The following is a 21,541-nucleotide window of genomic DNA, read 5'->3' on the forward strand; positions in this document are numbered from 1 at the left end:
GCGCCATTATACCCATACACCCCTGCCTTCTCAATGCAAACCTGAGGCCAATCTCAAACCGGCCTAAAGCCGTACTTTGACGAAAGAAACCGGGCGATCCAGCCGTTCGGCGAAGTCGTCGAGAAAACTCTGGGTGAACGAGGCGTCCAGCCAGTTGTTGAAGATGAAACCCAGGTTGGAAAACCCGCACGCGTCCAGGAACAGAAAGCCGTTGATATCGTCTTCGTGACGGCATTGCGGGCAGGTGAAGTTATCGGTGTGGCCGGGCATCCAGTCTTCCAGACTGTCGAACAGCACTTCGCCGATTTCCCGGCGACATTCCGGGCACCCGGCCTCCTCGGCGAAATCCTTCAGCGGTGTATAGATACAGCGCCTGGTCACCACTTCCAGGCCGTTGATGGTTTCGCCGAAAGGCAGCGCCTGCGGGTTTTCCACGACCCGGCGTGCGCCCGGCGCAATGGCGTAGGCCATCTTGTTGCCGGTGCGGCCGCAGGTGGTCAGTTCCGGCTCGACCACGTTGATCTTGGTGAGCCAGCGCAGAATCAGGCGCGCCCTGGCCTCATGTCCGGGGAACGTGGAGATTTGCGGGACGATGATGCTCTGGGTGTTCATGGCGGCGTGTCGCTGGCGGCTGGTCGAGTGCGGCAGCTTAATCAGCCATGGAGACAGGTCAAGCCCAATCGCTCAGCCGCTGACATAACGCGCGATCAACGCCACGCCGCTGACCAGCACCAGCCAGGTCACCAGCCGCACGAAGGCTTCGCGGGACATCTTCATGGTCAGGTGACGGCCGAACAGCGAGCCCAGCAGCATGGCCGGCAGCAGGCAGATCGCCAGAAGCAGCAATGGAATGTCGGCGTACACCCCGACAATCAGAAACAGGCTCAGGCGCACGATGGCGCTGCAGCTGATCAATGCGCTTTGCGTGGCCCGTGCCTGATTTTTGTCGGTCAGCCGACTGTTGAGGTAGATCGCATAGAGGAATCCGCCGCTGCCGAACAACGCTCCGAACAGCCCGCCCACCGTCCCCAGCGGAATCGACCAACCGGCAGCAAGTTGGGTGGGTCGTATTTTTACGGCCAGGCTGTATAGGGCATAGGCGGTGACGAACAGCCCCATCAAAAGAAGCAGCAGGTCAGATTTGAGAGTGAGCAGAAACGTCACACCCAACGCACAACCCACCGCCATGCAGGGCAACAGCCGCAGCAGCTCGGTGCGCACCACCGCGTGACGCGACGGCAGCAGGTTGCCGAATGCCGCCAGGAAATCGAGCAGCACCAATAAAGGAATGATCCGCGACAGCGGCATGAAGTGGACCAGAATGGGACCGGCAACCAGCGCCGTGCCAAACCCGGCGATGCCGAACACGATATAAGCGGCGACCAGCGTCAGCTCGATCAGCAGCCAGTCCAGCGGGGTGAAGCCCAACAGCCCGAACGCTGCGACAACATCGATGTTTGCCAATTTTTCCTCCATGGATTCGGATCAGTGCGCTACGGCGGCATTGCCATTATGATGCCCACATGATTAAAGACCCCTTCGCAAGACTTGGCCTTGACCGGGAAGTCCTGACCGTCACTCAGCTCAACGGGCGTGCCCGGGTGTTGCTGGAAGATGTGTTCAGCGGCATCTGGGTGGAAGGCGAGATTTCCAACCTGTCGCGACCGGCTTCCGGGCACGTGTACTTCACCCTCAAGGACGCCGGCGCGCAAGTGCGTTGTGCGCTGTTTCGCCAGAGCGCCGCGCGGGTACGCCAGGCGCTGCGCGACGGCCTGCAGGTCAAGGTCCGCGGCAAGGTTTCGCTGTTCGAAGGACGCGGCGATTACCAGCTGATTCTCGACACGGTTGAACCAGCGGGCGACGGCGCTCTGCGGCTGGCGTTCGACGCGCTGAAAACCAAGCTCAGCGAAGAAGGCCTGTTCAGCGCCGAGCGCAAGGTTGCGCTGCCGCTGCATCCGCAACGTATCGGCATCATCAGTTCGCCGACCGGTGCCGTGATTCGCGACATCATCAGCGTATTCCGGCGCCGTGCGCCCCGGGTGGAACTGACGTTGATTCCCACCGCCGTGCAAGGCCGTGAAGCCATCAATCAGATCGTTCGCGCCCTCGAACTGGCCGATTCACGCGGCTTCGATGCACTGATCCTGGCCCGCGGCGGCGGTTCGCTGGAAGATTTGTGGTGCTTCAACGAAGAGGCCGTGGCCCGCGCCATCGACGCGTGCGTCACGCCTATCGTCAGCGCGGTCGGCCATGAGACCGACGTGTCTATCAGTGATTTCGTGGCGGACGTCCGCGCGCCCACGCCGTCGGCCGCCGCCGAGCTGCTCGCACCCGACTCCAGTGACTTGCATCGCCGGGTGGATAACCTGCACCGCCGGCTGGTCAGCCGCATGCAGGACCGCCTGATGCGTGAGCGGCTGCGCCTGGAAGGTCTGTCCCGTCGCCTGCGTCACCCTGGCGAACGTCTGCGCCAACAGGCACAACGCCTCGACGATCTGGACATGCGCATGCGCCGCGCTTTCGAGCAAAGCATGCACAAGCGTCAGGTGCGTCTGGCGCATATGGAGAGCCGACTCGCCGCCCAGCATCCAGGGCGCACTCTGGGTTTTCTACGTCAGCGTCTGAACGGCCTGGCCGACCGCCTGCCCCGCGCAATGCGCGAAGGGCTCAAGACTCGCCAGTTGCAGTTGCAAAGCCAAGTGCAGACGTTGCACGTGGTCAGCCCGCTGGCCACGCTGGGTCGTGGCTACAGCATTCTGCTCGACGAGCGCGGCCACGCGATCCGCGCCGCCTCGCAAACCCGCACCGGCCAACGGCTGACCGCAAAGCTTGGCGAAGGCGAGCTGCAAGTGCGGGTCGAAGACAACCACCTCACACCCGTGACCCTTTCCCTACTGGACTGACCGATGCTTCGTCTGATTGCTCCCCTGTTCGCTCTGCTGCTGTGCCTGCCTGCGCAGGCCGACAGCTTCATCACCCGCGCCCTTAACAAACCGGTGCCGGGCGGTGTGGCGGTCATCGATCTGGGAACCGGCGCGCAGGCGCCCAAAGCCACGTATCAAGGCAAGCCGGTGATGGTGGTCAAGGAGCAAGGCGTTCGCTGGCTGGCGATTGTCGGCATCCCGTTGACGGTCAAACCGGGCACCGAACAGTTGTCTACAGGCGGCCGCGCACTCAGCTTCACGGTGGGCAGCAAGAAATACCCGGAGCAGCGCATCACCTTGAAGAACAAGCGTCAGGTGAATCCGAATCCGGATGACGTCAAGCGCATCGAGGGCGAACTGGCCGAGCAGATCCGCGCTTACCGCAGCTTCAGTGCAGGTACGCCCAGCAATCTGATTCTCGACAAGCCGGTCAACGGCCCATTGTCGAGCAAATTCGGCGTGCGCCGTTTCTTCAACGGCGAAGAGCGCAACCCTCACGCAGGCCTCGATTTTGCGGTCCCGGCCGGCACCCCCATCAAGTCGCCTGCGGCAGGCAAGGTGATTCTGATCGGCAATTACTTCTTCAACGGCAACACCGTGTTCGTCGACCACGGCCAGGGCTTCATCAGCATGTTCTGCCATATGTCGAAGATCGACGTGAAGACCGGCGACAGCGTTGCGCGTGGCGGCGTAGTCGGCAAAGTCGGCTCCACCGGCCGCGCCACCGGCCCGCACATGCACTGGAACGTCAGCCTTAATGACGCGCGGGTCGATCCGGCAATTTTCATTGGCGCGTTTCAGCCTTAGCAGTAACGGCGTACACACTCTCGTGTAGGAGCGGACTCGTCCGCGAAGACAATGGAATGCCAAGACAGATGCTGCGCCTGTTCCGGGCCTCTTCGCGACCAAGGTCGCTCCCACCGATAGCAGTATTCGTCCAGCCACACATTGCGCACGCTAATACTGCACAACAATTAAAAATCAACACACCGACTTAATGCGACAGATAAATCCCGAAAAACCTCTTTTTCGAGGATTTATCTCAATTTTTTCCAAGTGCTTGCCAACCTTCGGGCCAATGGTTACGGTTGGCCTCATGAATACGTCCCATACCCTCATCATTTCGCGCCAGCATCGGTGCCTCAGCCTGGTCAGCGCACGACTGCCGGGCTAGATCGCGGTGCCTCGACCCTGCATTGCCCTTCTATGGTTGGCCGCCTCTTATCGGCCCATTCAGTACAAAGGATTCCGTCCATGACCATGCTCAAAGATCCCTCGACGAAGTACCGTGCTTTTCCAACCATCGATCTGCCTGATCGCACCTGGCCCTCCAAGGCCATTACCGCGACGCCGATCTGGTGCAGCTCTGACCTGCGCGACGGTAACCAATCGCTGATCGAGCCGATGGACGCAGCCAAGAAACTGCGTTTCTGGAAGACCCTGGTCAAGGTCGGCGTCAAGGAAATCGAAGCGTCGTTCCCTTCCGCCTCGCAGACCGACTTCGATTTCGTGCGCTCGCTGATCGAAGAAGGCCACATCCCGGACGACACCACCATCCAGGTGTTGACCCAGGCCCGCGAAGACCTGATCGCTCGCACGTTCGAATCCCTGCGCGGCGCCAAGAAGGCCATCGTGCATCTGTACAACGCCACCAGCCCGTCCTTCCGCCGCATCGTGTTCAATCAGGACAAGGCCGGCGTCAAGGAGATCGCAGTCAATGCCGCCAGGCTGTTTGTGAAGTACGCCGCCCAGCAGCCTGAAACCCAGTGGACGTTCCAGTATTCGCCGGAAACCTTCAGCGCGACCGAGCTGGAGTTCGCCAAGGAGGTCTGCGACGCGGTGATCGACGTCTGGAACCCGACGCCGGACAACAAGATCATCCTCAACCTGCCGGCCACCGTTGAGGTGTCGACGCCCAATGTCTACGCCGACCAGATCGAATGGTTCTGCCGCCACGTCAACCGTCGTGACAGCGTGATCATCAGCCTGCACACCCACAACGACCGTGGCACCGGCGTGGCTGCCACCGAACTGGGCCTGATGGCCGGCGCAGACCGTGTCGAAGGCTGCCTGTTCGGCAACGGCGAGCGCACCGGCAACGTGGATCTGGTCACCCTGGCGCTGAACCTCTACACCCAGGGCATCAACCCGCAACTGGACTTTTCCGACATCGACGGCGTGCGCAAGGTCGTCGAAGAGTGCAACCAGATCCCGGTTCACCCGCGCGCGCCTTACGTCGGCGACCTGGTGCACACCGCGTTCTCCGGCTCTCACCAGGACGCTATCCGCAAAGGCTTTGCCCAGCAGAAGGAAGGCACCCTGTGGGAGGTGCCGTACCTGCCGATTGACCCGGCCGATATCGGTCGCAGCTATGAAGCAGTGATTCGCGTCAACAGCCAGTCCGGCAAGGGCGGCATCGCTTACCTGCTGGAGCAGGAATATGGCATCTCCTTGCCGCGCCGCATGCAGATCGAGTTCAGCCAGGTGGTTCAAGGCGAAACCGACCGCCTGGGCCTGGAAATGACCGCCGAGCAGATCCACTCGCTGCTGCGCCGTGAATACCTGCAGGCCAACACGCCTTACGCCTTGATCAGCCACAGGCTGCAAGAGGAGAACGGCAACAGCGCGGTGGATGCCGAAGTGCATGTCGACGGCGAAACCCAGCACTGGCGCGGCAAGGGCAAGGGCGCGCTGGAAGCGCTGGTTGCCGGCCTGCCGGTTTCCGTGGAAATCATGGACTACAACGAACATGCCATCGGTTCGGGCACCACTGCCAAGGCTGCGGCCTACATCGAACTGCGGGTCAATGGCGACCGTGCGGTACACGGCGTGGGCATCGATGAAAACATCACCACCGCCAGTTTCCGCGCACTGTTCAGCGCGCTGAATCGCTCCTTGAGCCAAGCGCAAGCCAAGGCTGCCTGACGGTCTTTGCACAGGTCGGCGGGCGCCCGCCCGTCGATCTCCTTGTCCTCGCCAACCCCCGTCCTGCCCTGCCAAACCCCGGCCATTACGGTCTTGCATGATCCGCATAACAGCGCCCATTTCGGCATAATCTTTTTCATTTATGCTGTGGTAGCATGCTGCCTTTACCTGGTTCGGGCACTCTGTACAGAGTAGTGTCGACGGCAAATCATTCGCCGTCGGGGCCTGAACGACTGCCTCTTTGAGCAGCAATCTTTTTCCAAACACCACGACGACTATTGTTTTGATATCCGGACGAAAAGAATGCGCGGGCCGACCACCCATGCATTGAAGAACCCATCGGCCTCGGTAACGCTGAGCTGATCCAATCACATTTGGAGCGATTATGCCTAAGGCTTCCCATCAGGATCTGCGCCGTGACTTTCGCGCGCTGACCTCCTCGAATTCCTGCTTTCACACAGCTTCCGTGTTCGACCCCATGTCTGCGCGTATCGCCGCAGACCTGGGCTTTGAAGTCGGCATCCTCGGCGGTTCGGTCGCCTCCCTGCAGGTACTCGCCGCCCCCGACTTCGCCTTGATCACCCTCAGCGAATTCGTCGAGCAGGCCACGCGCATCGGGCGCGTCGCACAATTGCCGGTCATCGCCGACGCCGACCACGGCTACGGCAACGCCCTGAACGTCATGCGCACCGTCATCGAGCTGGAACGCGCCGGCATCTCGGCGTTGACCATCGAAGACACGTTGCTGCCGGCGCAGTTCGGCCGCAAGTCGACGGACCTGATCACCACCGCCGAAGGCGTGGGCAAGATTCGTGCGGCGCTGGAAGCACGGGTTGACCCGGAACTGTCGATCTTCGCCCGCACCAACGCGGCGATCATTCCGGTGCAGGAAGCGGTCAGCCGTGTTCAGCAATATCAGGCTGCGGGCGCGGATGGCATCACCATCGTCGGCGTGCGCGATTTCGAGCACCTGGCGCAGTTGTCCGAAGGCGTGACCGTGCCGTTGATGCTGGTGACCTACGGCAACCCCGAACTGCACGACAATGCGCGCCTGGCAGAAATGGGCGTGCGCATTTGCGTGGATGGCCACGCCGCGTACTTCGCGGCCATCAAGGCCACTTACGACTGCCTGAGAGAACAACGGCAGATTCTGACCAGCGCCACCGACATGAGCGCCACCGAACTGACCCACACCTACACCCAGCCGCAGGATTATGTGGAGTGGGCGAAGAAATTCATGAATGTGAACGAGTAGCCTGACCTCTGCATGTTCCGCATAAAAAACGCCCGGATATCAGCCGGGCGTTTTTTTGCTCGAACACCCGCCCGCTATCAGGCCGTCGTGCTGACCCCACCCTGAGTCGTCAGGGTAATCAAAGTGGCCTGCAGCGTCTGGATCGTCGCATTGGTCGACGAGATCTGCACCTGAATCGCCATCACCTTCTGCGCTTTTTCTTCATCGGTGCCGCTGCCGTTCTGCGCAGCGCTCAGTTGGGCCTGCTGCTTGGCCAATTCCTTCTTGGCTGCTTCGATCTGCTCCTTGATCTTGGCGATGGTTTCTTCGGTCGATGAAGAGGTCGCAGAACCGCCACCGGCCGCGCCGCCCGCTTTACCGCCTGCCTGTGCGCCAGCCAGGGAAACGGTAGCGCCGGCCTTCTCAGTGCTGGTGCCGGTAGCCGCCTGCTCTTGCGCCGCCTGGTTCTTCACGGTCAGCGAAAGCGAAGCATTGTATGGGCTAAGCGAAGACGTGTTGATGGTAGTCATGTCGAACTCCTGTTGGTCTGCACCCTGTATCGACCGGCCCGTAATATTCTGAAGCATTTCATCCGATGTCGAAGCGGTCGGCATCCAGATGCGCCGGAAAGCGCGTGCGATAGCCATGCAGGTCTGCGCTGCTCAGGGTCGCCTGAAACACGCCATCGGCTTCCGCCACGCTGAGCAGGGTGTCACCCTGGAAATCCAGCACCTGGCTGTCGCCGGTGTACTCGAAGCCCTTGCCATCGGTGCCGACCCGATTGACCGCCGCGACGTAACACAGGTTTTCAATGGCCCGTGCAGGCAACAAGCGGTTCCAGTGCTGCCGCCGCGCACCCGGCCAGTTGGCGGTGTAAATCAGCAGGTCGGTGTCCTGCACCGCCCGGCTCCAGACCGGAAAACGCAGGTCATAGCAAATCAGCGGCCGAATACGCCAGCCATTGAGGTCGAAGATCACCCGCTCCTCACCCGCGCTGTAATGCTCATGTTCATCGGCCATGCGGAACAGGTGGCGTTTGTCGTAGTGCTGCAACTTGCCATCGGGACGCGCCCAGAGCAGGCGATTGCGGTAGCTGCCGTCGGCGGCGCGAACGATCACGCTGCCGGTGATCACCGCGTCGATGCGCTTGGCCTGGGTGAGCAGCCATACCGACGTCGGGCCGCCTTCAGGCTCTGCCAGCGTTTCGGACTCCATGGAGAAACCGGTGGTGAACATTTCCGGCAGGATCACCAGTTCGGCATTCGCCGCCTGATCCAGCAGGTGCTCAAAATGCTCGAGATTGGCCTCGCGATCGTGCCACGCCAGGGTGGTCTGGATCAGGGCGATATTCAGGTTGGGTAGTTGGCTCAGATCGCGCATAGCTTTTCCGCCGCTTGACGCAGCGTCTCCTCTCGCTTGGCAAAACACAGCCGGATCAAGCGCTGCCCTTGGGGTGGAGTCTGGTAGAACACCGAGATCGGAATGCTCGCCACACCGTGTTCACGGGTCATCCACAACGCCATGTCCACGTCGTTGAGGTCCGGACGAATCTGCGAATAGTCCACCAATTGAAAATAGGTGCCCGCCGAGGGCGTGAAGCTGAAGCGCGATGCGGCAAGTTGATCGCAAAAGAAATCCCGCTTGGCCTGATAGAACCCTGGCAGCTCCTCGACATGCTGCGGCTGCTCGGCCATGAAATCGGCCAAGGCATATTGCAGCGGGGTCACGCTGCAAAAGCTCACATACTGATGAACCTTGCGCAGCTCGGCGGTCAGCGCAGGCGGCGCTACCACGTAGCCGGTCTTCCAGCCGGTGACGTGGTAGGTCTTGCCGAATGAATTGATCACGAACGCTCGCTGATACAGCGCTTCGTGACTCAGCACACTGGCATGGCTCACGCCGTCGAACACCAGATGCTCATACACCTCGTCGCTGATCAGGTAGATATCGCGTTCGGCGATCAGCGTCGCCAGTTGATCCAGATCGGCCCGGGTAATCAACGCACCACTGGGGTTATGCGGGCTATTGATGACGATCATGCGCGTGCGCGGGCTCAATGCATCGCTGAGTTTCTGCCAGTCGATGGCGAACGTTCGAGGGTTGAGCTGCACGTGAACGCAGCGCCCGCCGGCCAGTTCGACCGATGGCTCGTAGCTGTCGTAGCACGGGTCAAAAACAATCACTTCATCGCCAGGCCGGATCACCGTCTGGATCGCGCAGAAAATCGCCTGAGTAGCACCGGGCGTGATGGTGATTTCGCTATCGGAGTCGACCTGGCGGCCATAACTGCGGGCGATCTTGGCCGCCACCTGCTGGCGCAAGACGGGCAAGCCGGTCATCGGGGAATACTGGTTGAAGCCTTCGGCTACGCGTCGGGCCAGCGCTTCGCGCAAGGCTTGCGGGCCGTCGAAATCGGGAAAGCCTTGAGACAGATTGATGGCGCCGGTGTCGGCCGCCAATTGCGACATGACGGTGAAGATGGTGGTGCCCACATTGGGCAGCTTGCTGTCGATCATGAAGAGCCTCTTCCCTGCAATCCGCCCGGCAACAGAACGGCACGGGGTCAGGCAGAATAGCCCATCGCGCGAGCATAAAAAAAGGCGTCCGGCACAGTGCCAGACGCCTTTTTCATGAGAGGCCCTAAGAAATCAACGCTTGTCGCGACGCTTCTTGTCGGCCTTCTTGTGGTGGGACATCATCCGACGCTTCTTGTTGACCTGGCGGTCTGTCAGCGTGTTCTTGTTGCCCTCGTAGGGGTTTTCGCCGCCCTTGAACTCGATACGGATCGGCGTACCCACCAGCTTCAGCACGCGACGGTAGGTGTTCTCCAGATAGCGCACATACGACTTGGGCACTTTCTCGACCTGGTTACCGTGAATCACGATCAACGGCGGGTTGGCGCCACCCAGGTGAGCGTAACGCAGCTTGATGCGGCGGCTGCCCACCATCGGCGGGGCGTGTTCGCTGACGGCGTCTTCCAGAATCTGGGTCAGGCGGCTGGTCGGCCAGCGGGTCACGGCGGACATGAAGGAGTTCTGTACCGACTTGTACAGGTTGCCCACGCCGGTGCCGTGCAGAGCGGAGATGAAGTGGATGTCCGCGAAGTCAACGAAGAACAGGCGGCGTTCCAGCTCGGTCTTCACGTAGTCACGTTCGCCCGGCAGCATGCCGTCCCACTTGTTCAGCGCGATCACGATGGCGCGGCCCGATTCCAGGGCAAAGCCCAGCAGGTTCAGGTCGTGATCCACCACGCCTTCGCGGGCGTCCATCACGAAAATCACCACGTTGGCATCCTTGATGGCCTGCAACGTCTTGACCACCGAGAACTTCTCGACTTCCTCGTGGATCTTGCCGCGCTTGCGCACACCGGCGGTGTCGATCAGCGTGTACTTCTCTTCGTTGCGCTCGAACGGGATGTAGATGCTGTCCCGTGTGGTGCCCGGCTGGTCGTACACGATGACCCGGTCTTCACCGAGCATGCGGTTGACCAGTGTCGACTTGCCCACGTTCGGGCGGCCGATGATGGCGATCTTGATGCCGTCTTTCTCGCTTGGGCCAGGAATGCGCTTGGCCTCCTCGCCTTCGGCGACGTCTTCGATCTCGCCGTCTTCAAGATCGTCGTCATCGCGTGGAAATTCCTTGAGGGCAATTTCCAGCATCTGCGAGATGCCGCGACCGTGAGCGCCGGCGACCGGAATCGCATCGCCCAGACCCATCGGACTGAACTCGGCGCGTGCCAGGTTCTCGTCGATGTTGTCGATCTTGTTGGCAACCACGTAGGAACGCTTGTTGCGCTTGCGCAAGTGCTCGCCAATCATCTGGTCCGCAGCGGTGTAGCCAGCTTTGGCATCCACCAGGAACAGCACGACATCGGCTTCTTCAATGGCCAGCAGCGACTGCTCGGCCATCTTTTCGTCCATGCCATGCTCGTCGCCGGAAATACCGCCGGTGTCGATCAGGATATAGGAGCGCCCTTGCCACTTCGCCTCTCCGTATTGGCGATCACGGGTAAGACCGGACAGATCGCCGACAATGGCGTCGCGGGTCCTGGTCAGGCGGTTGAACATGGTGGACTTGCCGACGTTCGGTCGACCCACCAGGGCGATTACGGGAACCATGCGGCTCTCCACTTCGTTATTTCAGAAAATACAAAAGCCGCTGCGGGGCAGCGGCCGGAGTTCGGAGCGGCACCAACAGGGGCCGCAGCCTTGCATAAGCAAGGTCGCCCGGCACGCGAAGCGCCGGGCCTGGACAATCCTTACTTGATGGTCAGGGCTTCCAGTTTGCCGCTGTTGCCATACACGTAGATCATGTCGCCAACTACCAGCGGACGCGCACGCAGGCCGTCGCTGTCAATGCGCTCGCGGCCCACGAAACGACCATCCACCTGGCTCAACAGGTGAAGATAGCCTTCCATGTCGCCGACCGCCACGTAGCTGGAAAACACTTCCGGTGCGCCCAATTGGCGACGCGCCAGCGATTCGTTGCTCCACAGCGCGCTCGAAGAACGCTCGTCGATGCCTTCGACCGTGCCGGACGCCAGTGTCGCATAGACACTGCCAAAGCCCTGCGCTACACCCGAGTAGCTGGAAGCGTCACGCTGCCAGAGTACCCGGCCGCTTTCCAGATCCAGACCCGCTACGCGGCCCTGATAGCTGGCCACGTACAGGGTGCCGCCGGACAGCAGCAGACCGCCGTCGATGTCGACGACGCGCTCCAGTTCCGAACGACCCTGGGGAACGGCAACGCGCTGTTCCCAGACCGGAACACCGTTGGCAGTATCCAGCGCCACGACTTTACCGGTCGAAAGGCCGGCAATCGCCAGACGATTGGTGACCAGCGGAGCACCGGTGCCACGCAGAGTCAGGACGGCAGGCGTGCTTTCGTAGATCCAGCGCTGGCTGCCGGTGGCGGCATCGAGTCCGATCACGCGGTCGTCCTGCGTTTGCACGACCACCACGTCACCATTGGTCGCAGGCGGAGCCAGGACTTCACTGGTCACGCGGGCGCGCCATTTTTCTTCACCGGACGACGCGTCCAGGGCCACCACTTCACCCTTGAGCGTGCCGATCATGACCATGCCGTAACCAACGCCAACGGCACCGGAAACCGGCAGTTCCAGGTCTTTCTTCCAGATCACGTCACCGGTCAGGCGGTCCAGGGACTCCACCAGACCGTTCACATCACCGGCGTAGATGCGGTCACCTTCGATGGCCGGGACCAGCATGTTGTAGGTTTCGCCCTGACCGTCACCGATCGAGTGGCTCCACTGCTTCTGCAGGACGACTTCTTCCTGGAAGTCGGTCAGCTCGGCCGGCGGAAGTTCCTTCTTGCTGTTGCTGCTGCAACCCGCGGCCAGAATGGCCAGAGCCAGCAATGCTGCATGTTTCCAACGAATCACGTCACGCATCCCCTTTCGCCAGATCGTCGAGCTTCATTTGCAGGCCGCCTACCGCTGCTTCTTCAGACAGGGCGGATTTGGCCTTTTGGTATGCAGCATGTGCCTCGTCGGTACGACCCAGTTGTACCAACAGGTCACCCTTGAGTTCTTCACGGCCGGCCAGGAACGCTTTATCGGCGTCACCGGCGAGCAGCTTGAGCGCTTCTTCGGCCTTGTTCTGCGCGGCCAGTACCCGGGCAAGACGCTGACGGGCGATTTCGCCCAGCGTTGCGGTGGCCGGTTTGTCGGCAACGGCCTTCAGTTCCGCCGCGGCGTCATCGAGCTTGCCGTTGTCCACCGCCACCTTGGCGACGAAGAGGCTACCAAATTGCGCGTAGGTGGTTCCACCGAACTCGCTCTTGAGCTTGCCGGCGATCTGCGCAACCTGCGCGGTATCGGCCTGGCCGCTCGGCGTCAGCGCGGTTTCCAGCAGTTGCTGGTAAAGGATCGAGGCGCCCTGCGACTGGTTGGTCTGGTATCGCTGCCAGGCTTGCCAGCCCAGGACCACGATCAACGCCAGCAGAGCACCGGTCACCAGAGGCTTGCCGTTACGCTGCCACCAGTCCTTCATTCCCGCCAGCTCATCATCTTCAGTACCCGACACCCCAATACTCCTATTCGCTAAATCGGCTGTTAATCAGCTTCAACCCTGCACGACGCAGGAGGCCAGGTGCTCGGACAGAGCATCCCAGGCAATATTCTGTTGTTCGCCCTGCCCGCGCAGGGGTTTGACACCGATGATCCGCTGGGCCAGTTCTTCTTCGCCAAGGATCAACGCATACAACGCGCCGCTCTTGTCGGCTTTCTTGAACTGGCTCTTGAAGCTGCCCGCGCCGGCATTGACCTGCAGACGCAGCTGCGGCAACCGGTCACGTACCTGTTCGGTCAGGGTCAAGGCGGCCAGTTCGGCCGCTTCGCCGAAGGCGCAGACGTAGACGTCGATCTGGCGGGAAATCTCTTCCGGGATCTGTTCCAGGGTTTCAAGCAGCAGCACCAGACGCTCGATGCCCATGGCGAAACCAACGCCTGCGGTAGGCTTGCCGCCCATCTGCTCGACCAGGCCGTCGTAACGACCACCCGCACACACCGTGCCCTGGGCACCCAACTGGTCGGTCACCCACTCGAAGACCGTCTTGCTGTAATAATCCAGGCCACGCACCAGCTTGGGGTTGATAACGTACGGAATACCGGCCGCATCGAGCCGCGCCTTGAGGCCGTCGAAATGGATGCGCGATTCGTCATCCAGGTAATCGGCCAGCTTCGGCGCGTCAACCAGCACGGCCTGGGTTTCAGGGTGCTTGGTATCCAGCACCCGCAAAGGGTTGGTCTTGAGGCGACGCTGGCTGTCTTCGTCCAGCTGGTCGAGGCGCGCAGTCAGGTATTCGACCAGCGCTTCACGATAGCGACCACGGGCTTCGCTGGTGCCCAGGCTGTTGAGTTCGAGTTTGACGGCATTGCGGATGCCCAGCAGGCCCCACAGGCGCCAGGTCATCACGATCAGCTCGGCGTCGATGTCCGGACCGTCGAGGTTGAACACTTCCACGCCGATCTGGTGGAACTGGCGATAGCGGCCTTTCTGCGGACGCTCGTGGCGGAACATCGGGCCGATATACCACAGTTTCTGAACCTGGCCGCCGCCGGTAATGCCGTGTTCCAGCACTGCACGCACGCAGGCGGCGGTGCCTTCGGGGCGCAAGGTCAGGGAGTCGCCGTTACGGTCGGCGAAGGTGTACATCTCCTTCTCGACGATATCGGTCACTTCGCCGATGGAGCGCTTGAACAGGTCGGTGAACTCGACGATCGGCATGCGGATCTGGCGATAGCCGTAGTTATCCAGAAGACCCGCGACCGTGCCTTCGAAGTGACGCCACAACGGAGTCTGCTCGGGCAGGATATCGTTCATGCCACGAATGGCTTGCAGAGACTTACTCACAAAAAATCCTTAGCAATCTGGGTTAGCCGCGCACGATGACCGAGGCGTCGGCTGCGGCCTTTTCGGCCGCTTTCTCACGAATCAGGCGTTCCAGCTCATTCACGAGATTGTCATTGGTCAGCTTCTGCGCCGGCTTGCCGTCGATGTAGATCAGGTTGGGCGTACCGCCGGTAAGGCCGATATGCGCTTCCTTGGCTTCGCCGGGGCCGTTGACCACGCAGCCGATCACGGCGACGTCCAGCGGGACCAGCAGATCCTCGAGACGCCCTTCCAGTTCGTTCATGGTCTTGACCACATCGAAGTTCTGCCGCGAACAGCTCGGGCAGGCGATGAAGTTGATGCCACGGGAACGCAGGTGCAGCGACTTGAGAATGTCGTAGCCGACCTTCACTTCTTCGACCGGGTCGGCGGCCAGCGAGATGCGGATAGTATCGCCAATTCCTTCGGCAAGCAGCATACCCAGCCCGACTGCGGATTTCACCGTGCCGGAGCGCAAGCCACCCGCTTCGGTAATGCCCAGGTGCAGCGGCTGGACGATCTCTTTGGCCAGCAGGCGGTAGGCGGCGACAGCCATGAACACGTCGGACGCTTTCACGCTGACCTTGAAGTCAGGGAAGTTCAGCCGTTCCAGGTGCTCGACGTGGCGCAAGGCCGACTCGACCAGCGCTTCGGGCGTTGGCTCGCCATACTTCTTCTGCAGGTCTTTTTCCAGGGAACCGGCGTTGACGCCGATACGAATCGGGATGCCACGGTCGCGAGCGGCATCCACCACCGCACGAACGCGGTCTTCACGGCCGATGTTGCCCGGATTGATGCGCAGGCAGTCCACGCCCAGTTCGGCGACCCGTAATGCGATGCGGTAGTCGAAGTGGATGTCGGCAACCAGCGGCACCTTGACGCGCTGCTTGATGCGGCCGAACGCTTCGGCGGCATCCATGTCGGGAACCGAGACACGCACGATATCCACGCCGGCAGCTTCGAGCCGGTTGATCTGCGCGACGGTCGCATCGACGTCATTGGTGTCGCTGTTGGTCATGCTCTGGACGGCGATCGGGGCATCGCCGCCGACCGGCACGGAACCGACCCAGATTTTTCGGGATTCGCGACGCTTGATTGGGGATTGGCCGTGCATGAATTATTGCCCTAGCTTCAGGCGAGCAGTTTCGCCGCTGGTGAAAGGGGCCACATCAACAGGCTGCCCGTTATAGCTGACCTGCGCTCCGCGGGCATAGCCCAGGCGCAGCAACAGCGGCGGCTTGCCGCTGATGTCCAGGCTCTCGCCCTTGCGTTTCAGACCGCTGGCCAGGACCTTGCCGTTGCCGTCCGTGACCTGGGTCCAGCAATCGGCGGTGAACTGAACCTTGACCTGACCGGAACCGGCCAGGACCGGCGTCGGCGCTTCCTGCTCGACCGGCGGCGTGACCGGCACGGCCGGCGTGGCAGGCGCGGTGGCGGTGGCTGCCGGAGGCGTCAAGGGCGCGGGCGCTGGAGTCGGGACCTGAGCAGGCAACTGGGCAGGTGTCGACGGCGCCGAGGCGCTGGTCGATGGCGCAGGGCTATCGGCCAGCGGCGTGCTCGGCGTCAATGCGAGCGGCGCTTCGTTGGTGTTCTGGTTCTCGACCACGGCCTGATCTTCCGGCTCGTCGAGCGGGTGGATCTGGGTCGTGCCATCGGCGCTCTCGACTTCAACGTGCTCAAGGTTCAGGCCGGAGTCCTTGCCGCGCAACGTGGCCTGATCCTGCCACCACAGGAAACCGCCACCCACCAGTACCAGCAACAACAACAGGCTGACGATACGCAGGATATTGTGGGAAAGGCGCACCGGCTCTTCGATACGACCCAGCGCATGGACCGAACTGCCCTTGCCGTCGGTGCCGGTGTACTGGTCGAACTGATCGACCAGCGCGGCCTGATCCAGGCCCAGCAACTTGGCGTAGGCGCGAACGTAGCCGCGGGCAAAGGTATGGCCCGGCAGCTTTTCGAATTGACCGTTTTCCAGGTTGCCCAGGGACGCCACGGTAAGGTTCATCCTCAGAGCGACATCTGGCAGCGACCAGTTCTTGCTCTCACGGGCCTGGCGCAGGGTTTCTCCAGGATTCAGGCGAGTGGTTGCCACAACTTCGGGATGCGCCGCTTTCATCTTTGCTCCGACAGGTATTGCTGATATTCCGGCGTACCGGGATAAAGTCTTTTTAATTGCAAACCAAAACTGGCTGCCTTGTCACGGTCTTCATAGACCTTGGCCAACCGGGTGCCGAGTAACAGGCTGCGTGCGTTCTGCTCGCTCAACTGGCTGAAACGGTCGTAGAAATCACGCGCCGGCACATATTGCCCGTCTTCGTAAGACAACTCAGCCATTTCCAGCAGTGAACGCGGTTGCTGGCGGTCAAGACGCAGGGCCTTGGTGAAATGCTCGCGGGCCACATCGCGCTTGCCCAGCTTCAACGCCGTCATGCCAAGGCTTTCGAACACCCGGGACCGCTCAGGATACAGGTTATCGGCCGCTGCCTGTTCAAAACGCTCATACGCTTCGGGATAGTGCTGCTGTTCGTAGAGGAAACTGCCGTAATTATTGACGATCCGCGCGTCGTTGCCGCTGGCGGAAAGGGCTTTGCGAAAGTACTGATCGGCGAGTTCAGGTTCCATTTCGGTCTGGAACACCAGCGCCAGGGCGGCATTGGCTTGCGGATCGGAGCTGTCAAGCTCCAGGGCTTTCTTGAGCGGGATCTTGGCCCGCTCGGTCTGCCCTTGCTGGAAGTAACCCAACCCAAGCTGCACATACGCGTCGCGTGCCTGATCGCGGCCCTGACTGGTGGAGAGCGGGTTGACGTTGCCTGTCGATACGCAGCCCACCAGCAAGATGACGAGACATAGCACCAATGGAATGCGCACAGACATGGGGTCCCTCTCAGTCAGGTTCGCAGTCAGGTTCGGGTGGCTGCGCCTGAAGCCAGATCGGCATCAGCGCTCAACTCACGCACCGCGATGTAGCGCTCGCTGCGACGGGTGCGGTCCATGACCTGACCGACCAGCTGGCCGCAGGCGGCATCGATGTCTTCACCACGCGTGGTACGCACGGTCACGTTGTAGCCGGCCTGATGCAGCAGATCCTGGAAGCGACGGATTGCGTTGTTGCTCGGACGTTCGTACCCGGAGTGCGGGAACGGGTTGAACGGGATCAGGTTGATCTTGCAAGGCGTGTCCTTGAGCAGCTCGATCATCTCGACCGCGTGCTCGACCTTGTCGTTGACGTCCTTGAGCATGGTGTACTCGATGGTCAGCACACGCTTCTCGCCCAGGCTGGACATGTAGCGGCGGCACGACTCGAGCAGCATCTGGAGCGGATACTTCTTGTTGATCGGTACCAGCTGGTTGCGCAGCGCGTCGTTGGGCGCGTGCAGCGACAGGGCAAGCGAGACGTCGATGTGCTTGGACAGCTCGTCGATCATCGGTACCACGCCGGAGGTGGACAGCGTCACCCGGCGCTTGGAAATGCCATAGCCCAGGTCATCCATCATCAGATGCATGGCGGCAATGACATTATCGAAATTGAGCAGCGGCTCGCCCATGCCCATCATCACCACGTTGGTGATGGCACGGTCGACGGTTGCCGGGACGCTGCCGAAGGATTTGTTGGCAATCCACACCTGACCGATGACTTCGGCGGCGGTGAGGTTGCTGTTGAAGCCTTGTTTGCCAGTGGAGCAGAAACTGCAATCCAGGGCACAGCCCGCCTGGGACGAAACGCACAAGGTGCCGCGCTTGCCCTGGGGGATGTAGACGGTCTCGACGCAGCTGCCGGACTCCACGCGCACCACCCACTTACGGGTGCCGTCGCTGGAAATGTCCTCGCTGACCACTTCGGGACCACGAACTTCGGCACAGGCCTTGAGCTTTTCGCGCAGGGCCTTGCTGACGTTCGTCATGGCGTCGAAATCGTCGACGCCAAAGTGGTGAATCCACTTCATGACCTGACCGGCACGGAAGCGCTTCTCCCCGATAGAGTCGAAGAATTTTTCCATTTCCAGCTGAGTCAGACCCAACAGGTTAGTTTTACCAGTCGATGCAATCATGAATTCACCCTTCACTCGCAGGTCGGCAGACCTTAGCGAGTGGTTACCTCGGTAGCTGCGAAGAAGTACGAGATTTCGCGAGCAGCGGCTGCTTCCGAATCGGAACCGTGAACAGCGTTGGCGTCGATGGACTCAGCGAAATCAGCACGGATGGTGCCGGCAGCAGCTTCTTTAGGGTTGGTAGCGCCCATCAGCTCGCGGTTCAGAGCGATAGCGTTTTCACCTTCCAGAACCTGAACGACAACAGGACCGGAGATCATGAAGGCAACCAGGTCACCGAAGAAGCCACGCTCTTTGTGCTCAGCGTAGAAACCTTCAGCTTCAGCCTTGGACAGTTGCTTCAGCTTGGAAGCAACGACGCGCAGACCGGCCTTTTCGAAACGAGTGGTGATCTCGCCGATTACGTTTTTAGCAACGGCGTCAGGCTTGATGATGGAGAAAGTACGTTGAACAGCCATGGTGAAACTCCAGAAACAGTGATTGAAGCGAAAAATTAAACCCGCGAATTATACGCGGGTTCCGGTGTATTGCCTAACTTGCATGCGTTACTGATTCAATCGGCCTCTTCGATCCAGAGCGTCTGGATCGCTTCGAGGACTTTTTCCCCGCCGCGGGCCGGATCGTCGTCGAATTCAGGCAGCTCCATGACCAGATTGCGCAGCTTGACGAAGTTCACCGACAGCGGATCGATATCCGGATGCCGTTCGGCCAGCTGGATGGCGATTTCCTGCACATCGACCCATTTGAGACTCATGTGACAGCTCCTTGTCAGTGCGGGGCTTCGGCCGCATGGTTGAGCGAATACTTGGGAATTTCAACCGTCAGGTCTTCATTTCCGACGACCGCCTGACACGACAGACGCGACTGCGGCTCCAGGCCCCAGGCCTTGTCGAGCATGTCTTCTTCCAGCTCGTCCGCTTCTTCCAGGGAGTTGAAGCCCTCGCGGATGATGCAGTGGCAGGTGGTGCAGGCGCAGACGCCGCCGCAGGCGCTTTCGATCTCGATATGGTGCTCATGAGCCAGCTCCAGAACAGAGATGCCGGGCTCGGCCTCTACAACCAGCCCTTCCGGGCAGAGCACGGCGTGGGGCAGAAAAATGACCTGCGGCATCAGTTATCCTCGATTTCATTCAGGTTGCGCCCGGCCAACGCGGCTTTGACCGTCGAATCAAGGCGTCGGGCGGCAAATGCGTCGGTCACCTGCGACAGACGCTTGGTCTGCTGCTCGATGGCATGGCCATCGGTGCCGTGCATCAGTTCACGGAGTTGGTCCATCTCCAGGTTGATCACCATGCGCTCTTCTTCATCGAGCAGGCGCTCGCCATCGGCGTCCATGGCGCCCTGCACAGCTTCGAGCAGGCGTTCGGCATCGACCTGGTGTTCACGCAGCACGCGGGCAACCTTGTCGTCGCCGGCGTACTCGAAGGAATCCTTGAGCATGCGGGTGATTTCCCCGTCGGTCAGCCCGTAGGACGGCTTGACCTGAATGCTCGCCTCGACGCCCGATGCCAGTTCGCGCGCCGAAACGCTGAGCAGGCCATCGGCGTCGACCTGGAAAGTGACACGAATCTTTGCCGCACCTGCCACCATGGCCGGAATGCCACGCAGTTCGAAGCGTGCCAGGGAACGGCAGTCGCTGATCAGCTCGCGCTCGCCCTGCAGCACATGAATCATCATGGCGGTCTGGCCGTCTTTGTACGTGGTGAATTCCTGACCGCGCGCCACCGGAATGGTGGTATTGCGGGGAATGACCTTTTCCATCAGCCCGCCCATGGTTTCCAGCCCCAGCGAGAGCGGAATCACGTCGAGCAACAGCAATTCTTCGCCGTCACGCTTGTTGCCGGCCAGGGTGTCGGCCTGGATCGCGGCGCCGATGGCGACCACCTGATCCGGGTCTATGGTGGTCAGCGGCTGGCGACCGAACAACTCGGCGACCGCCTCGCGAACGCGGGGCACGCGAGTGGAACCGCCGACCATGACCACGGCCTTGACTTCATCCAGCTCGACGTTGGAGTCGCGCACCGCACGACGGCAGGACTTCAGGCTGCGAGCGACCATCGGCTCGATCAGGGCATTGAAGGCGTCGCGGGTCAGCACGCCGGCCCAGCCCTCGTAAGCCACTTCGACCGACTCGGCGTCGGTCAGGGCTTCCTTGGCGTCACAGGCGATTTGCAGCAAGCGACGCTGCACGGACGGGTCCATGTCGGCGGACAGGCCGGCGTCAGCAACAATCCAGCTGGCGATGGCATGATCGAAGTCGTCGCCGCCCAGCGCGGTATCGCCGCCGGTGGCCAGCACTTCAAACACACCGCCGGTCAGGCGCAGGATCGAGATATCGAATGTACCGCCGCCCAGGTCGTAGATTGCCACGACGCCTTCGGCCTTCTGGTCGAGCCCATAGGCAACGGCAGCCGCAGTAGGCTCGTTGAGCAGGCGCAGTACATTGAGACCGGCCAGGCGCGCGGCGTCTTTGGTGGCCTGGCGCTGGGCATCGTCGAAATACGCAGGAACGGTAATCACCGCACCCACCAGCTCGCCGCCCAAGGTGGCTTCTGCGCGCTGGCGCAACACCTTGAGGATATCCGCCGAAACTTCGACCGGGCTTTTCGGCCCCTGAACGGTTTCGATGAAAGGCATGTGCGACTCGCCTTCGACGAAGCGGTAAGGCAGTTGCTCGCCCAGCTGCTTGACGTCGGCAAGGCCGCGGCCCATCAGGCGCTTGACCGACAGCACGGTATTGAACGGGTCGGCGGAAGCAGCGGCCTTGGCCGTTTGCCCGACTTCAACCCGGTCGGCGTGGTAGCGCACGGCAGACGGCAGGATGACCTGCCCGCTTGCATCGGCCAGCGGTTCGGAAAGGCCGCTGCGCAATGCAGCGACCAGCGAATTGGTAGTGCCCAGGTCGATACCCACCGCCAGACGACGCTGATGCGGTTGAGGACTCTGGCCGGGTTCGGCGATCTGCAGTAAGGCCATGCTTGTCTGAATAATCACGCTGGCGCGCCGCCGGAGC

The 21,541-nt window shown here is 61.2% G+C and carries 21 protein-coding genes; 4 read left to right on the top strand and 17 right to left on the bottom strand.

Features of this window, described 5'->3' with window-relative positions; genetic code table 11:
* Nucleotides 1–63 precede the first annotated feature (63 nt).
* Together EGJ27_RS09360 and EGJ27_RS09365 are read right to left on the bottom strand one after the other, a co-directional pair.
* The gene (locus tag EGJ27_RS09360; RefSeq protein ID WP_125830446.1) at nt 64–612 is read right to left on the bottom strand and encodes a sugar ABC transporter ATPase; all 549 of its coding nucleotides are present in this window, start codon (nt 610–612) and stop codon (nt 64–66) included.
* Between the two features lie 72 nt (nt 613–684).
* Nucleotides 685–1,464, bottom strand: a complete 780-nt coding sequence (locus EGJ27_RS09365) for a sulfite exporter TauE/SafE family protein (protein ID WP_177522988.1) — start codon at nt 1,462–1,464, stop codon at nt 685–687.
* Nucleotides 1,465–1,523: 59 nt separating this feature from the next.
* Here EGJ27_RS09365 and xseA point away from each other — a divergent pair, with 59 nt between their 5' ends.
* From xseA to EGJ27_RS09385, 4 genes are all read left to right on the top strand, one after another.
* Nucleotides 1,524–2,903, top strand: coding sequence for an exodeoxyribonuclease VII large subunit (gene xseA / locus EGJ27_RS09370; RefSeq protein WP_125830448.1), 1,380 nt, complete (start codon nt 1,524–1,526; stop codon nt 2,901–2,903).
* 3 nt (nt 2,904–2,906) lie between these two features.
* Nucleotides 2,907–3,731, top strand: a complete 825-nt coding sequence (locus EGJ27_RS09375; RefSeq protein WP_125830449.1) for a peptidoglycan DD-metalloendopeptidase family protein — start codon at nt 2,907–2,909, stop codon at nt 3,729–3,731.
* A 447-nt stretch (nt 3,732–4,178) separates the two neighbouring features.
* A complete protein-coding gene (gene leuA / locus EGJ27_RS09380; protein ID WP_125830450.1) occupies nt 4,179–5,849 on the top strand; it encodes a 2-isopropylmalate synthase in 1,671 nt (556 codons plus the stop codon).
* Between the two features lie 385 nt (nt 5,850–6,234).
* A complete protein-coding gene (locus tag EGJ27_RS09385) occupies nt 6,235–7,104 on the top strand; it encodes an oxaloacetate decarboxylase (protein WP_125830451.1) in 870 nt (289 codons plus the stop codon).
* 77 nt (nt 7,105–7,181) lie between these two features.
* On the opposite strand, the gene EGJ27_RS09390 is transcribed toward EGJ27_RS09385, so the two are convergent.
* The 15 genes from EGJ27_RS09390 to hscA all read right to left on the bottom strand — a co-directional run bounded on the left by EGJ27_RS09390 (nt 7,182) and on the right by hscA (nt 21,504).
* On the bottom strand, nt 7,182–7,613 hold the full coding sequence (locus EGJ27_RS09390; protein ID WP_125830718.1) for a FlxA-like family protein: 432 nt from the start codon (nt 7,611–7,613) through the stop codon (nt 7,182–7,184).
* A gap of 58 nt (nt 7,614–7,671) precedes the next feature.
* Complete coding sequence (locus tag EGJ27_RS09395) at nt 7,672–8,463, bottom strand: amidohydrolase (RefSeq protein ID WP_125830452.1); 792 nt, start codon at nt 8,461–8,463, stop codon at nt 7,672–7,674.
* Nucleotides 8,451–9,599, bottom strand: a complete 1,149-nt coding sequence (locus EGJ27_RS09400) for a pyridoxal phosphate-dependent aminotransferase (RefSeq protein WP_125830453.1) — start codon at nt 9,597–9,599, stop codon at nt 8,451–8,453. The genes EGJ27_RS09395 and EGJ27_RS09400 overlap by 13 nt, the downstream gene beginning before the upstream one ends.
* 132 nt (nt 9,600–9,731) lie before the next feature.
* Nucleotides 9,732–11,201: a ribosome biogenesis GTPase Der gene (der, locus tag EGJ27_RS09405; RefSeq protein WP_125830454.1), complete on the bottom strand. Its 1,470-nt coding sequence runs from the start codon at nt 11,199–11,201 to the stop codon at nt 9,732–9,734.
* A 140-nt stretch (nt 11,202–11,341) separates the two neighbouring features.
* A complete protein-coding gene (gene bamB / locus EGJ27_RS09410; RefSeq protein WP_125830455.1) occupies nt 11,342–12,493 on the bottom strand; it encodes an outer membrane protein assembly factor BamB in 1,152 nt (383 codons plus the stop codon).
* Nucleotides 12,486–13,094 carry a tetratricopeptide repeat protein gene (locus EGJ27_RS09415; protein ID WP_177522997.1) on the bottom strand — a complete coding sequence of 203 codons (609 nt, stop codon included), beginning with the start codon at nt 13,092–13,094 and terminating at the stop codon, nt 12,486–12,488. Before EGJ27_RS09415 ends, bamB begins: the two co-directional genes overlap by 8 nt.
* 72 nt (nt 13,095–13,166) lie before the next feature.
* Entirely contained in the window at nt 13,167–14,456 is a 1,290-nt protein-coding gene (gene hisS, locus EGJ27_RS09420) for a histidine--tRNA ligase (protein WP_125830457.1), read from the bottom strand.
* Between the two features lie 22 nt (nt 14,457–14,478).
* Nucleotides 14,479–15,588 carry a flavodoxin-dependent (E)-4-hydroxy-3-methylbut-2-enyl-diphosphate synthase gene (ispG, locus tag EGJ27_RS09425; protein WP_125830458.1) on the bottom strand — a complete coding sequence of 370 codons (1,110 nt, stop codon included), beginning with the start codon at nt 15,586–15,588 and terminating at the stop codon, nt 14,479–14,481.
* A gap of 3 nt (nt 15,589–15,591) precedes the next feature.
* Nucleotides 15,592–16,596 (bottom strand): RodZ family helix-turn-helix domain-containing protein, encoded by a 1,005-nt coding sequence (locus EGJ27_RS09430; protein ID WP_125830459.1) that lies wholly within the window; start codon nt 16,594–16,596, stop codon nt 15,592–15,594.
* Nucleotides 16,593–17,354 (bottom strand): type IV pilus biogenesis/stability protein PilW, encoded by a 762-nt coding sequence (gene pilW / locus EGJ27_RS09435; RefSeq protein WP_125830460.1) that lies wholly within the window; start codon nt 17,352–17,354, stop codon nt 16,593–16,595. Before pilW ends, EGJ27_RS09430 begins: the two co-directional genes overlap by 4 nt.
* 26 nt (nt 17,355–17,380) lie before the next feature.
* Nucleotides 17,381–18,529 (bottom strand): 23S rRNA (adenine(2503)-C(2))-methyltransferase RlmN, encoded by a 1,149-nt coding sequence (gene rlmN, locus EGJ27_RS09440; RefSeq protein WP_125830461.1) that lies wholly within the window; start codon nt 18,527–18,529, stop codon nt 17,381–17,383.
* Between the two features lie 32 nt (nt 18,530–18,561).
* Nucleotides 18,562–18,987 carry a nucleoside-diphosphate kinase gene (gene ndk / locus EGJ27_RS09445; RefSeq protein WP_007964426.1) on the bottom strand — a complete coding sequence of 142 codons (426 nt, stop codon included), beginning with the start codon at nt 18,985–18,987 and terminating at the stop codon, nt 18,562–18,564.
* Nucleotides 18,988–19,082: 95 nt separating this feature from the next.
* The gene (iscX, locus tag EGJ27_RS09450; protein WP_125830462.1) at nt 19,083–19,283 is read right to left on the bottom strand and encodes a Fe-S cluster assembly protein IscX; all 201 of its coding nucleotides are present in this window, start codon (nt 19,281–19,283) and stop codon (nt 19,083–19,085) included.
* 14 nt (nt 19,284–19,297) lie between these two features.
* Entirely contained in the window at nt 19,298–19,639 is a 342-nt protein-coding gene (fdx, locus tag EGJ27_RS09455; RefSeq protein ID WP_125830463.1) for an ISC system 2Fe-2S type ferredoxin, read from the bottom strand.
* Nucleotides 19,639–21,504, bottom strand: a complete 1,866-nt coding sequence (gene hscA / locus EGJ27_RS09460) for a Fe-S protein assembly chaperone HscA (RefSeq protein ID WP_125830464.1) — start codon at nt 21,502–21,504, stop codon at nt 19,639–19,641. The genes fdx and hscA overlap by 1 nt, the downstream gene beginning before the upstream one ends.
* Between the last annotated feature and the right edge of the window lie 37 nt (nt 21,505–21,541).

The sequence above is a fragment of the Pseudomonas sp. v388 genome (assembly GCF_003935425.1).
Lineage (GTDB): Bacteria > Pseudomonadota > Gammaproteobacteria > Pseudomonadales > Pseudomonadaceae > Aquipseudomonas.